Source organism: Lacinutrix sp. Hel_I_90, assembly GCF_000934685.1.
Lineage (GTDB): Bacteria > Bacteroidota > Bacteroidia > Flavobacteriales > Flavobacteriaceae > Lacinutrix.
On the sequence record NZ_JYNQ01000001.1, the window covers coordinates 438,295 to 451,706 of the forward strand.

10 protein-coding genes are annotated in these 13,412 nt (G+C 36.0%); 7 read left to right on the top strand and 3 right to left on the bottom strand.

The window, feature by feature from the left end:
- Positions 1-249: 249 nt before the first annotated feature.
- The 5 genes from GQ46_RS01940 (at position 250) to GQ46_RS01960 (ending at position 7,993) form a co-directional block, all read left to right on the top strand.
- Complete coding sequence (locus tag GQ46_RS01940) at positions 250-828, top strand: Crp/Fnr family transcriptional regulator (protein ID WP_044397857.1); 579 nt, start codon at positions 250-252, stop codon at positions 826-828.
- A gap of 72 nt (positions 829-900) precedes the next feature.
- On the top strand, positions 901-2,004 hold the full coding sequence (locus GQ46_RS01945) for an alkene reductase (protein WP_044397862.1): 1,104 nt from the start codon (positions 901-903) through the stop codon (positions 2,002-2,004).
- Positions 2,005-2,441: 437 nt separating this feature from the next.
- Entirely contained in the window at positions 2,442-3,497 is a 1,056-nt protein-coding gene (locus tag GQ46_RS01950; RefSeq protein ID WP_044397863.1) for an NAD(P)-dependent alcohol dehydrogenase, read from the top strand.
- Between the two features lie 356 nt (positions 3,498-3,853).
- Positions 3,854-6,583 carry a T9SS type A sorting domain-containing protein gene (locus tag GQ46_RS01955; protein ID WP_044397865.1) on the top strand — a complete coding sequence of 910 codons (2,730 nt, stop codon included), beginning with the start codon at positions 3,854-3,856 and terminating at the stop codon, positions 6,581-6,583.
- Positions 6,584-6,796: 213 nt separating this feature from the next.
- Positions 6,797-7,993, top strand: coding sequence for an acyl-CoA dehydrogenase family protein (locus GQ46_RS01960; protein WP_044397867.1), 1,197 nt, complete (start codon positions 6,797-6,799; stop codon positions 7,991-7,993).
- Positions 7,994-8,106: 113 nt separating this feature from the next.
- Here the strand turns inward: GQ46_RS01960 and GQ46_RS17000 are convergent, their stop codons facing one another.
- Positions 8,107-9,504: an ice-binding family protein gene (locus GQ46_RS17000; RefSeq protein WP_197077325.1), complete on the bottom strand. Its 1,398-nt coding sequence runs from the start codon at positions 9,502-9,504 to the stop codon at positions 8,107-8,109.
- A gap of 298 nt (positions 9,505-9,802) precedes the next feature.
- Here GQ46_RS17000 and GQ46_RS01970 point away from each other — a divergent pair, with 298 nt between their 5' ends.
- Together GQ46_RS01970 and GQ46_RS01975 are read left to right on the top strand one after the other, a co-directional pair.
- Positions 9,803-10,768, top strand: coding sequence for a M66 family metalloprotease (locus tag GQ46_RS01970; RefSeq protein ID WP_044397869.1), 966 nt, complete (start codon positions 9,803-9,805; stop codon positions 10,766-10,768).
- Positions 10,769-10,796: 28 nt separating this feature from the next.
- A complete protein-coding gene (locus tag GQ46_RS01975) occupies positions 10,797-11,330 on the top strand; it encodes a hypothetical protein (RefSeq protein WP_156133069.1) in 534 nt (177 codons plus the stop codon).
- 112 nt (positions 11,331-11,442) lie between these two features.
- On the opposite strand, the gene GQ46_RS01980 is transcribed toward GQ46_RS01975, so the two are convergent.
- Both GQ46_RS01980 and GQ46_RS01985 read right to left on the bottom strand, forming a co-directional pair.
- The gene (locus tag GQ46_RS01980) at positions 11,443-12,177 is read right to left on the bottom strand and encodes a hypothetical protein (protein WP_044397873.1); all 735 of its coding nucleotides are present in this window, start codon (positions 12,175-12,177) and stop codon (positions 11,443-11,445) included.
- Between the two features lie 135 nt (positions 12,178-12,312).
- A complete protein-coding gene (locus GQ46_RS01985; protein ID WP_044397875.1) occupies positions 12,313-13,236 on the bottom strand; it encodes a sterol desaturase family protein in 924 nt (307 codons plus the stop codon).
- Positions 13,237-13,412 lie beyond the last annotated feature (176 nt).

Genomic DNA, 13,412 nt, shown 5'->3' on the forward strand with positions numbered 1-13,412 from the left:
GTCCCTTTTTAATTCTAAAAGGGTTTTAGTACAATTTGAAAATTTAATTATACTAAGGAAAAAGGTTTAATGTCTTCTTTTTCTATTCTTAATTTTACCTAATTATAGCACACAGATGAAATTACATGGCAAGGTCAATTTTTAAATAATTAACTGCTTTCTATAGTTTAATTTTGCACTCTAAAAAAAAGGCAGTCATTCATTACCTTTCGTATTGCGAAAAGCCAATCAATTTACCATCTTTGTAGTATGCATCCTTCAATCACCAAGCACATTACTAATCATATTAGTCCAACAGCGCCTGCCATAAGGCTATTTACTTCGGCGTTAAATGAAGTTTTAGTTAAAAAAGGTGCTTTTTTACTAAAACCAGAGACTTCTGTAAAGCACGAATATTTTGTTGTAAAAGGATGTTTAAAGGCTTATTATATAGATGATAAAGGGAATAGACACATCATTCAATTTGCTGAAGAAAATTGGTGGATTGGTGATTTTGATGCCTTTTACAATCAAGGTCCTTCAAAAATATATATTGAAGCAATAGAAGACGCTCAATTACTATCCATTAATTATGATAGCCTTCAAAAAATTTACGCGGAAGCCCCTATTTTTGAGCGTTATTTTAGAATTTTAATCACTAGTGCTTTCATTGCTCAACGGAAACGAATTTTGTCTGCACAAGAAAAAAACACACAAGAACGTTATCTCGAGTTCTGTACCACCTATCCTAATATAGAAGACAGAGTAACAAATTATGACATTGCGAACTATTTAGGGGTCACTCCAGAAAACTTAAGTAGGGTTAGAAAAAAGTTAAAGCTATCCTAATTGATTTAGATCAATACTATTGCTGTTTTAGTGCTGTACATTTGTTTGTATTCACAAATTATAAATTAAGACATGAGCAAACAACATTTATTAACCCCATATAACAAAAACATTTCCCTAAACAACAGAGTCGTTATGGCACCTATGACGCGCAGTAGAGCAGATAATGCGGGTCACATACCAACAGATGATTTACATGGTTTGTATTACGAGCAACGCGCATCGGCAGGTTTAATTATTACAGAAGGCTCGCAAGTGTCTACCCAAGCTGTAGGATATATAAATACACCAGGTATTTATTCAGACCAGCAAGTTGAAGGTTGGAAAAAAGTAACCAAACGGGTCCATGATAAAGGTGGAAAAATCTTTATTCAATTATGGCATGTTGGACGCATGTCTCACCCTGATTTTCATAACGGCACGTTACCATTATCGGCTTCAGCTATAAACCCAAACGCTAAATCCTATACTCCAGAAGGGTTTAAAGATACGGTTACACCTAAAGAAATGACTGTTGAAGAGATTAAAACAACGGTTAAAGATTTTCAAAAAGCAGCTGCAAATGCAGTAGAAGCAGGTTTTGACGGCGTAGAAATACATTCTTCTAATGGCTATTTGTTCCATCAATTTTTTAATGGTTCCTCTAATAAGCGAACAGATGACTACGGCGGAAGCATTGAAAACAAAACGCGTTTCTTCTTTGAAGTCCTAGATGCCATGAAAGAAGTCATTCCACAGGAAAAAATAGGCGCTCGCTTTAATCCCTCGTTAGATGGTTTATTTGGTATGACTATGGATGAAGACACTATCCCCACCTTTGAATACCTTATAAAAAAATTAAACGATTATAATTTAGCCTATGTGCATCTTTCTGAACCCTTTTCAGATGTTTCAGAAATACCCTATGCTGTGAGGGAAATCGCTAAACATTTCCGTCCGTTATACAACGGAACATTAATGATTAACACCGCCTTTGATCAAGAAAAAGGAAATAAAGTTATCCAGGAAGGCCATGCCGATTTAGTCGCCTACGGTAAGCCGTACATCTCTAACCCGGATTTAGTGGAACGCTTTGAAAATAACTTGGGTCTTGCAGAATGGGATGACGATACGTTCTACACCACAGGAGCTAAAGGGTATACAGATTATCCAAAAGCCTCTAAAGAAACTGTTTAACTTAAAAACACAGGATGACCTTTACAAGAAAAGCAAATGCAGAATGGAAAGGCAGTGGTAAAGCAGGACAAGGAAGGCTCACTACTGGAAGTAAAGTTCTCAATAAAACACAGTATTTGTTTCACACGGATTAAAGGTGGAGCGCAAGGAGCCAATCCTTAAGAATTAATTGGGGCAGCACATGCCAGTTGTATTGCTATGCAATTCATAATCTTGCTAAACGAAGCTGATTTTACAGCAACAGGTTTAGAGGTTGATAAAGCGTTACTTTTGAAGACGGTACCATCACAAAATTTAGCTTAAACCTAGAAGGAGCGATACAAAATATTGATGCAGAACAATTTCAGCAAATAGCACATACAGCTAAAGAAGTATGTCTGTATCTAAAGTATTAAATACAGCATTGAATGATAAGTAACCTTAAAAAACAGATAATTATGGCAACGACAACAATAAAAGCATATGGTGCAACAGCAGCAACAGCCGATTTAAAACCTTTAGACATACAAAGAAGAGCAGTAGGGACTGGCGATGTCAAAATTGATATTACCTATTGTGGTGTGTGTCATAGTGATATACATACTGTGAGAAATGACTGGAAAGGATCAAACTATCCAGTGGTCCCAGGACACGAAATTATTGGTCGCGTAGTAGAAGTTGGTAATGGGGTCAATAACTACAAAGTAGGCGATGTAGTAGGCGTAGGGTGTATGGTAGATTCTTGCCAAACCTGTTCCTCTTGCGAGCAAGATTTAGAACAATTTTGCGAAAAAGGAGCCACATTTACGTATAATAGTCCGGATAAACATATTGAAGGCATACAAACGTATGGTGGCTATTCAACGTCAGTCGTTGTAGATGAAAAATTTGTACTCCGTATTCCAGAACATTTAGATGAAGCAGCAACGGCTCCTTTATTATGTGCAGGTGTGACAACCTGGTCACCATTAAGTCACTGGAAAGTGAAAAAAGGAGACAAAGTAGGCGTGATTGGTTTAGGCGGATTAGGGCATATGGGCGTTAAATTTGCCAATGCATTAGGTGCACATGTAGTAATGATTACAACATCGCCAGAAAAAGGACAAGATGCTAAACGTTTAGGCGCTCATGACGTTTTAGTCTCTAAAGATCAAGATGAAATGAAAAAACACAAAGGAAGTTTCGATTTCATTTTAAATACCATTCCTGTAGGTCATGAAATGGATCCCTACTTAGGATTACTTAAAATTGATGCAACCATGGTTTTAGTTGGGGCAGTGGAGCCTTTAAAACCATTTCATGGTGGAAGCATCATTATGGGACGTAAGCGAATTGCGGGCTCTTTAATTGGCGGTATTAAAGAAACACAAGAGATGTTAGATTTTTGTGGAGAACATAATATTACAAGTGATATTGAGCTTATAGACATGCAAGATATAAACGCAGCTTATGAGCGTGTTACCAATAATGATGTTAAATATCGGTTTGTAATTGATATGAAATCTTTGAAATAACAGTATTCTTCTAAATCTCATTAAGAACAGCATCTAATTTTTTTTAGATGCTGTTTTTGTTTTTATAGTACCCTTTTGAAAAATGAGTGCTATTAGTCCCTAATTATTAAATAAAGTCTGCTAGTAAATGCTTTCTTTATCCTCACGCTTTAAGCACTTAAAACGATTTAAAAAGAAAGACGGTACTTGTTGATTCTTAAAACCTTGTCTCTGATTTTTGAAAAGGCTTTCTTTTATTAATTCAATAAAAAATGGCTTGAAAAATTACAATTAACTCAAAATATTAACTATATTAGTCAGGTAAATTGTGCGTTTTGTTGTTTTTAGATTAATTAATTAATTTTAAAACCATTAAAATGAACAGAAAAATTACCTTTACCAATAGAGCTTTATTGCTTTTGGCCATTACATTTATAACTACGGTCTCTGTCTATGCACAGCAAGTTATTAATACGACACTACAACACGATGGAAAAACAAGACAATACCGCCTCTATATCCCTCAAAGTTACGATTCTAATACACCAGCGCCACTCATTTTAAATTTCCATGGTTTTACAAACACAATTAATATTCAATATAACCAAAGTGATTTTCAGCAATTAGCAGAAGACAATCAATTTATATTTGTTACCCCTCAAGGTTTGGGCGGGTTTTTCTCAGGATGGGCGATAAACAATAGTTTTGGTGGCAACGAAGATGATTTGGGGTTTTCAGACGCTTTAATCAATAAAATTCAATCAGATTTTAATATTAATGAAAAACGTATTTATGCGACTGGATTTTCTAATGGAGGCTTTTTTAGCTATCGGCTAGCCTGCGAATTAAGCTCCAGAATTGCCGCTGTGGCTTCTGTAGCAGGAAGTATGACCAGAAGTTGGATAGATAATAACCAATGCCAACCACAACATCCAACTGCTGTTTTACAAATAACAGGTACAAATGATGGTACTATTTCTATAAATGGTAACGGCTCTAATAAACCCATCCTGGATGTTATGGAATATTGGGCAAATTACAACAATGCAGATGCTACCCCTGAAATTATTCAATTAGGAGGTGGGTCTACACGTGCTATTTGGGATAATGGTGATAATGGTGTAACGGCAGAATTTATTACAGTTCAAGGCAAAGGACATAGCTGGAATGGTGGAAACGTAAACACTTCTCAAGAAATTTGGAACTTCTTCTCTCGATTTGATATTGATGGCGCATTAGATCCATCTCCTCCTACTGGTGAGACTTGTTCTGGAAATGTCTCTTCTTTCCCTTACAGCGAAAGTTTTGAAGGAACTATAGGCGCATGGGAACAAGCAACAGCTGATGATTTAAATTGGACGGTCAATGCAGGTGGAACACCTTCTACTGGTACTGGACCCAATAGTGCTATTGATGGAACTTCCTATATTTATGTGGAAGCCTCAGGAAATGGAACAGGATACCCAACAAAAAGAGCGATTCTAAATTCACCATGTTTAGATTTAAGTAGCTTATCTACTGCTAAACTAGGCTTTCAATACCACATGCTAGGTGCTACCATTGGCACATTATCAGTGGAAGCACGAACAAATAATGCGGGTGATTGGGAAACTATCTTTAGCAAATCTGGAGCACAAGGTAGTGATTGGAATGCTATAATTATTGACCTTGATGCTTATGCAGGCAATGATAGCGTACAATTAAGAATTAATACGGTTACTGGAAGTAATTATACTGGGGATGTAGCTATTGATGCCATTCAAATTGGTGCTGCTATTGACGGGCCAGTTACTGCTGAATGTACTGGAGATATTTCTAATTTCCCTAATACAGAAAGTTTTGAAACTAATATAGGAGATTGGGCTCAAGAGACCTCAGTGGATGATCTTGACTGGACAAGAGATTCTGGCGGAACACCTTCTACAGGTACAGGCCCAAGTAGTGGAGCAGACGGTAACTTCTACCTTTATGTGGAAGCTTCGGGTGATGGAACAGGTTTTCCTAATAAAAGAGCAATCTTAAACTCTCCTTGTTTAGATTTTAGTGCATTAGATTCGCCAACACTGGCATTCCAATATCATATGGTGGGCAGCGCAATAAAAACATTAGATGTCGAAGCTAGAATCAATAATAGTGGTGAATGGACTAGTGTTTTTAATAAAACAGGAGCACAAGGAACAGGTTGGAACCAGGCAAATTTAGAGCTTTCGTCTTATGCAGGAGAGGGAAGTGTACAGTTGCGCTTTAATGCAGTTACTGGCTCGGGTAGTAGCGGTTGGCAAAGTGATATCGCTATTGATGCTGTTAGCATTCAAAATGGTACTGTAGATCCTCCATCTACATGTGCAACTATTAATTTTGATAATTTCCAAATCATCGGTTTTTCTAATCAAGATGCAGCAGGGAATTTCACAGCAAGCGGAACGACATTATCGCTACAGAATAATACATGGAAATACATTGCTCTTAATTACACAGTTACAGCAAATACTGTTATCTCTTTTGATTTTAATAGTACTTCTGAAGGTGAAATTCATGGTGTTGGGTTTGAAAACGACAATACCTTAACGCCTTCTCGTTACTTTAAAGTTTATGGCACGCAAAATTATGGGGTGACTAACTTTGACAACTATTCTGGTAGTGGAACGAAAACGTATACGATACCAGTAGGAAACTTCTACTCTGGAAATGCAGATAGACTTGTATTTATTAATGATAATGATGTGGGATCTGGAAACAATTCGTTGTTCTCTAATGTTCGCATTTATGAAGGCGCTTGTGATGGTTTATTATCTGCCAAAGACGTTATTGCTAAATTAGACAATAAAATAGCTTTAATAGGCAATGAAGACGAAGGGATTGGTGTTATTGAAATGATTCCTAACCCAACAAGAGATCAATTTTCTCTTACTGTAAGCTCGAAAAGCACTAAAGATATAAGGGTTAGCATTTATACTATATTAGGACAGAAAAAATACGAAGGAAGATTAAATCCTGGTGTCAATAATCTCTCTGCTAATAACTTAGCCCTTAGTTCTGGAATTTACGTTGTAAAAATCCAATCTGAAGGTGATAAAGCAGTTGTAAAAAAATTAATTATTGAATAGGAATTTAATTAACCAGTAATTAGTCGCCAAAAGATGCTTCAGTTCTATAATTGAAGCATCTTTATTTTTAAATTACTACAGCGAAATCAATAAAGTATTCTAAGGAAGCGACCATTAGCTTGTAATTAAATAGTAATTTGTATTTCTAAATACATAGTATCTCTAATAGCGTTAAAAAATGCTATTCCACGGAGGATTATAAAAGTGATTATCATGTTACAAAATGTTTTATTAGCACGTGAAATATATGCATCAGAAGAACATAAAATGATGCAACAAATGATTCAGGATTTCATTAACAATGAAATTATTGTACAAACAGATGAATGGGAAAAAAAAGGTATGGTTTCCCGAGAGATCTGGGAACGTGCCGGAGCATTGGGTTTACTATGTATTGATATGCCTGAAGCGTATGGCGGCAGTGGTTTGGATTTTAGCTTTAGTGCTTTATTCATTGAAGAATTGGCAAAAAAAGGAGTTAGTGGTCCCGGGTTTTCATTGCATTCAGACATTATTGCACCCTATCTCTTAAAGTATGGCACCGAAGCTCAAAAGCAAAAATACCTGCCCATAATGGCAACCGGAAAAATGATTACCTCCCTTGGTATGACAGAGCCAAACTGTGGTAGTGATTTACAAGCTATTACAACAACCGCGGTAGATAAAGGGGACCATTATTTAGTAAACGGACAGAAAACCTTTATCACTAATGGGTATATGAGTGATATGGCGATAGTAGCCGTAAAAACGAATACCGGAACAGCGAAAGAAGGCGTGTCTTTATTAATAATAGAAAGTGATTTTGAAGGATTTGAAAAGGGAGTCCCTTTCAATAAAATAGGTATGAAAGCTCAGGATACCTGCGAATTATTTTTTGATAATGTAAAGGTTCCGAAAGAAAATTTATTAGGAGAAGAAGGTTTAGGATTTAAAATTATGATGACCGAATTGCCCAGAGAGCGCTTAACAGTAGCGCTTAATGCTATCGGTGGGGCAGAAGGCGCCATAGAAAACACGCTTGAGTATACAGCGACCAGAACCGCTTTTAAGCAACCCATAGCTGCATTCCAAAACACCCAATTCAAACTTGCCGAATGTGCTACCCAATTACAGGTGCATCAAGCATTTTTAGATCGTTGCACACAATTATTATCTAGTCATCAACTCACTGCTGAGAGTGCTTCAATGGCGAAGTATTCAACCACAGAAATGCACAGTAAAGTAGTAGACGAATGCCTGCAATTATTTGGGGGTTATGGTTATATGTGGGACTACCCAATTGCTCGCATGTATGCAGATAATAGGGTCGCCAGAATTTATGCTGGCACCAATGAAATCATGAAAGTATTGATTGCTCGTGGGTTGTATAAAGAATTGTTTCAACAAATGAAAGCCAGAGAAAAACAATAAACACCTTATAAAAGCGCTGAGAACAAGTCTTAGCGAAATATTGAAGTTATATAAAAAGGCCATCCTACAAATGCAAGATGGCCTTTTTAATGTGTTAATTATATAGGGGTTAACTATGGTTTAGTTACAACATTCGAATCAAGAATAACAGCAGTTTGTGCTAATAATCGTCCATTCATTGATGCTCCCGTTTGCAATGTTATTCCAGTCATACTTAAAATTATCCCCTCAAAATGAGAAGTAGTACCTAAAACAACTTCACCAGCTACTTGCCAGAAAATATTTTTTGCTTGAGCACCACCAGTTAAGGTGATGTTAACTGATGCACTCATAGTCATGTCACCAGATATTTGGAAAATCCAAACGTCATCTGCACTCCCTGATATCGTAACATCAGAAGGCATAGTTACCGTATTCGTCCATTTGTAAAGACCAGCTTCTAAAGTCATTCCGCCAATATTTCCAGTACCTAACTCTGAAAAATCAGGTGTTGGACGACCAGCTGCGTCATTATAAGCAGTAATCATATTTTCAACAGCTGTAGTTAAATTAGTATTAGTAGGTGAGGCCATATCAGCCGCATATACATTACCCGTAACTTGTGGAGATGTTGCATAACCTGTAGCATCGGTTAATCCAAAACCTGTTATAAAAGAAGTAGCCGCAGGACTTAAACCTATGTGACCTGTAATAGCCGACGTAGGAGCGTTATTTACAGCTGATTTCGCCAAAATAACATAGTTCCCAGAAGCTCCTAGATTTACAACCGATAAACCAGAAGTAGTACCAGTAATAAATGTCCATGTTTTACTAACTTCTAATGGATTACCAGCCAAATCTGTTACATCTGTACTAACGGTAGCGGTATACGTCAACCCAGCATCTAAAATAGTATCAGGAATGAAACGCGCTGTTTTATTCGCGTATTCTATTGCGCCACTTATTGTGTTTGCTCCTTGTACTAGTGTAAATGAGGTAGCTGTAAATGTAGCTGAATTCATCGTCTCATCAAAAGTAATTCCAATGGCTTTGTTTAAAGCAACAGCAACAGCATTGTCAAGCGGATCAGTTGAAACAACTGTTGGTGCAATAACATCAATCTGTACGCCAGTAGTAAAGCTAAAAGAATAATCAGCTGCTAATGAGATACCAACCAAGTCTTTAGCACCACTGCTCATAGTCGCCGTATATAAGGTACTCACTTCCAAGTTGCTTATAGGAGTGAAAACAGCAGTTTCATTGGCATAAGTCACCGTACCAACTACAGGTGTAGTTCCTGCTAACACCGTAAAGCTTGTCGTGTTAATGGTCGAAGCATCCATTGCTTTGTTAAAATTAATTATAATGGTGGTATTAATTGCCACATCTAATTCGTTTGCCACAGGACTAGTACCAACTACTGTTGGTGCTAAAACAGGAGTTGAACCATCATCATCGTTGGAGCAACTCGCTATCAATACTAAAGGGATTATTGCTAGTATTTGAAATTTTTTAAAAATTTTCATCATCATGTTATCTATGTTTTTATTATCCTGTAAAGATCATTTTATTTGTGGGTATACTTGTTACATGTAAAAAGAAAAGAGTTACATAGTTCACACGTTTTTGAGTGTTGGCAAGGCGTTTGAAATCCTGAAAGCCTAATGTTAAACGGCCAGAAGGAGCTGTGAGTAATAACTTAGATCTCCAAAATTCAATAAAAGGGGAAAATGCCCCATAAAAAAAGGGGTAATGCCCGTTGCTATCTGATTTTCAATCTCTTAAATTTGGTTGTAATTAGTAAAATCAGTTAATTTAATTTGTAAAACTATGCATACATTATATCAAAATAAAAAAATTAAAAGGGTGCACTATATCCTATTGCCGCTTTTCTTTTTTCTGCTAAGCTGTGCTCCAGATGATGATTTAGTAAAAATCAATAACGCTTCCTCCAGTGAAACAGGGATTTTAGTTGATGGTATCAAGGGAGGGGTACAGCAAAATGATAATAGCTTTACTGCTTCGTCTACTTTGAGAAATATAGGAAGCTTCACAGCACCAGGTACCAATGGTGAAATCATCGGGTTTAATAGTGAACGTCCTGTGGCTATTACAACGCCAGTAAACTGGACAACTAATCGTGATGAACCCGATTTAAATTTTAACAATATCATTAAGATTCCTGTAAAAGTATGGATTGTAAAAGGCAATTTTGCAACGCAACGCGCGCTTGCTATCAGTCATTGTGTTTATACTGCCAATGTTTGGAGTACAGAAAGAATGGGAGTACAGTTTAGTCCTTTTGAAATTGTAGATGCTACAGGCGATCCAGATGCTTCAACGTATTATAATTATACCTGTGCGCTTCAATCAGGGATTGAAAACGATATAGGTAAGGATGCCAATAAAATCAATATTTATTACGTGGGCACTGTAGATGGAGGAAGCTCCAGAGGGCAAGCCTGTTCTATTGGAAGTGATTTTGTGGCCATGGGAGAAAACACACTTTCAGATTTGCTGGTGCATGAATTAGGACATGATTTTGGATTGTTTCACACCAATAGCAATGCAAATTTTAATCAAACGGGAATTATGCATTCTGCCAGTAGCACTAGGGAGTTTATTACTGAAGGACAGCTTTTTCGGGCACATGTGTTATCTAATTCGGCTATAAATAACATTTACAACGCAAGACCTGGGGCCCCTACCAGAAGTTGTGGTCATACTGCATCTTCTGCAACTTGTTTAAATATTGATAAGCGTATTTGGGCAGATGGTACGTTTCCTGCAAATTAATTTTAGAATCAATTTAATATTAAAAATCATGTATTTATTTAAAACAAAACATATAATTTGTATCACAGGTTTTTTGATTATGAGCCTTTTTTCTCAGGCACAAAGCAATGCAAATGTGAACAGAATATATACAGAATGGCAGACTTCAAACTGTGGAATCAATGAAGATAAAGCGCTTATCAAACTATTATTGGAAAACGTTTCTAATCTGGAACCCCTCTTACTTAATGGTTTTCAGGAAGGGCCTCCAGCTGAATATCTCGAAAATACAACACAATCAGAATTGAATCGGATGCGTCTTAACCAAAAGCTAGTTTCTGAACAAAAAATCGAAACTGGTTTAACTAAAGAAGACCTACAGATTTTAACCGAGACATCTCCTGATGCCGCCAGAGTTCAAATTAAAAAAAGCATAATAAACGGCTGGAGAACACGGGCATTAACAGGGTTAAGTTACCTAAACACTGATACATCTAAAAAATTACTTAATGCATTGGCTGAAGATCAAAAGAGTCCCTTTAACGGCTTAGCCAAATCACTTTTATCGCAAAATGAGGACTAATAGGGAAGCAGGTCTTTTATACCAGTTTCTCAAAGTAATTATGACCTCACTTTTTTAAATATCCGCTTTAAGAGGCCCTGAAATGGCTATAAAAACAGAAACACATAATTCTCTAAAAATAGTTTTCTTTTATATCTCGGGAAGTAATAACCTTAGTTTGAGCTATAAATTTCATAAAAAGATAGATGGACAAAATATGAGCTATTATTATTAAAACGGTAAACGTCCTGTTATAAAATAAAAACTCATTAATAGGGCTTAAAGCAAACTGGAAAAAATAGAAAATCCCAGATATGAGTAGCAAAACACCATTGTCGTAATTATCATTGACATAAACCATTGATATGGTGATGAGATAAACGGCGAGGCTAGAGGCACATAAAAAAGTGAAGAACAGTAAATGATCTGGAATATAGTTTATTAGCAATTCAAGGATAGCATACAATAGGTAAGCCACTAATAAAAAACCGATAAGCAAGGATATAGATAATAATGATTTTAATTTACGCTTATCTAAATATTTTATGAGTAGGATCGTAGAACACACTAAATAAGTAGAGGTTAAGAGAGTAATCCACATAAAACAATCTTCAAAACAGTAAAAGGATAAACTATCTGAGGCGACTACAGCAAACAAGGCAAAAACAAAAACAAGATTTGCTTTCTTTTTGGTAAGACTAATATAATTTAAAAGGATGATAAAAATAACAACGGGGAGACAATATAACAGATACTTTTTGTCTAAAAATAGGCTAACCATTACTGAAGCAAAGAACGACAAGTAAAATAAAACATCTAAAAAAGACTTGTTTTTTAAAAAATTAAGAACAAGTTCTTTGTGTATCATTTAATAGTGTGTAAACAGTTATTGGTGGTATCAAATATAATTAAATTAGTTGCAAATATGCCTCTTATAAGCGAATCAGAAGGATTCTTTTTTTTACTGTGTTGATAAACTTATAGCTTTAAAATTAAGCAGTCTTTACAAGGCTGCTTTTACCATTGCGCTCCTTATTTGCTTTATGGTATGCGTACTGCCATCATGGCTCCAACCAGGAGGTCCAAAAACATACATAAACTTATGATACCAGTTACTTGACTTCCCGATGTCGTCCCAAATATTTTTGTATTCGTGGGTTAAAATCACAAAAGGGTTATAAGAATCTGGAGGTATAGAAACCCCGTATTCTATAGCAATGGAATCGTCTAATTCTTTCCACGTGCCAAAAATCCTATCGAAAATATTGAGGATACCGCCATGGTTTTTGTCCATATATTCAATATTTCGCGCGTGGTGCACCTGGTGCATGGTGTGAGTATTGATGAATTTTTCTATAAACCCCATTTTCTTTATATACTGCGTATGCAGTTGAAATTGCCATATGGCTTCAATACCCATACAAACAACAAGCATTTCTGGTGGAAAACCAATGATTACAATCCAAACATAAAAAAAAGGTTTATAAAAAATAGTGAACCAACCGTTACGTACAGCCGTGCCTAAATTAAAATTGTCTGAAGAATGATGTACAATATGTGCTGCCCATAAAAAGCGGATCATATGATTTTGTCTATGGAACCAGTAGTAAGAATAATCATCTAAAAGCATACAAATCAACCACAGGTACCAGGCATATCCAAAAGACTCATAGCCCATTATATTTGTACGAACGCCATCTACCATAGGATTGAATAGTTCATAAGCAAAATTAAAAACCAAGATTACGGCTACTGTTTTCACGAGCGCACCGACTATTACAGATCCTATACCAAGTGATAGACTTGATAACAAATCTTTCCATTTATAGAGTTGTTTATTATCAAAATTTTTACTGTAGGTAAGCTCTATTGCTATAAAGCCAAGAAAACAAGGAACGGCATAAACCAAAGGGTTTGTAAAATCCATTTAATAGTTGTTTTAAAATTGAGTAGTTGTTTTAAATAAGGGTTTATTTAGGAGTAATTAGTTTCTAATTCTGTTTTTAGGCAATATACTTTATTTTCTCACCATTCTTACCCTGCCATAAAACCTTTCTGTAATAGAAAACAATAAAACCTTAAAGAGAGGTGTTTTGTTGGGCT

Bases quoted from the DNA above. Each gene is read 5' to 3' on its own strand.
- GQ46_RS01955 (WP_044397865.1), top strand. From the start codon at position 3,854: ATGAACAGAAAAATTACCTTTACCAATAGAGCTTTATTGCTTTTGGCC.
- GQ46_RS01970 (WP_044397869.1), top strand. From the start codon at position 9,803: ATGCATACATTATATCAAAATAAAAAAATTAAAAGGGTGCACTATATC.
- GQ46_RS01945 (WP_044397862.1), top strand. From the start codon at position 901: ATGAGCAAACAACATTTATTAACCCCATATAACAAAAACATTTCCCTA.
- GQ46_RS01960 (WP_044397867.1), top strand. From the start codon at position 6,797: ATGTTACAAAATGTTTTATTAGCACGTGAAATATATGCATCAGAAGAA.
- GQ46_RS01975 (WP_156133069.1), top strand. From the start codon at position 10,797: ATGTATTTATTTAAAACAAAACATATAATTTGTATCACAGGTTTTTTG.
- GQ46_RS01980 (WP_044397873.1), bottom strand. From the start codon at position 12,177: ATGATACACAAAGAACTTGTTCTTAATTTTTTAAAAAACAAGTCTTTT.
- GQ46_RS01940 (WP_044397857.1), top strand. From the start codon at position 250: ATGCATCCTTCAATCACCAAGCACATTACTAATCATATTAGTCCAACA.
- GQ46_RS01985 (WP_044397875.1), bottom strand. From the start codon at position 13,236: ATGGATTTTACAAACCCTTTGGTTTATGCCGTTCCTTGTTTTCTTGGC.
- GQ46_RS17000 (WP_197077325.1), bottom strand. From the start codon at position 9,504: ATGATGATGAAAATTTTTAAAAAATTTCAAATACTAGCAATAATCCCT.
- GQ46_RS01950 (WP_044397863.1), top strand. From the start codon at position 2,442: ATGGCAACGACAACAATAAAAGCATATGGTGCAACAGCAGCAACAGCC.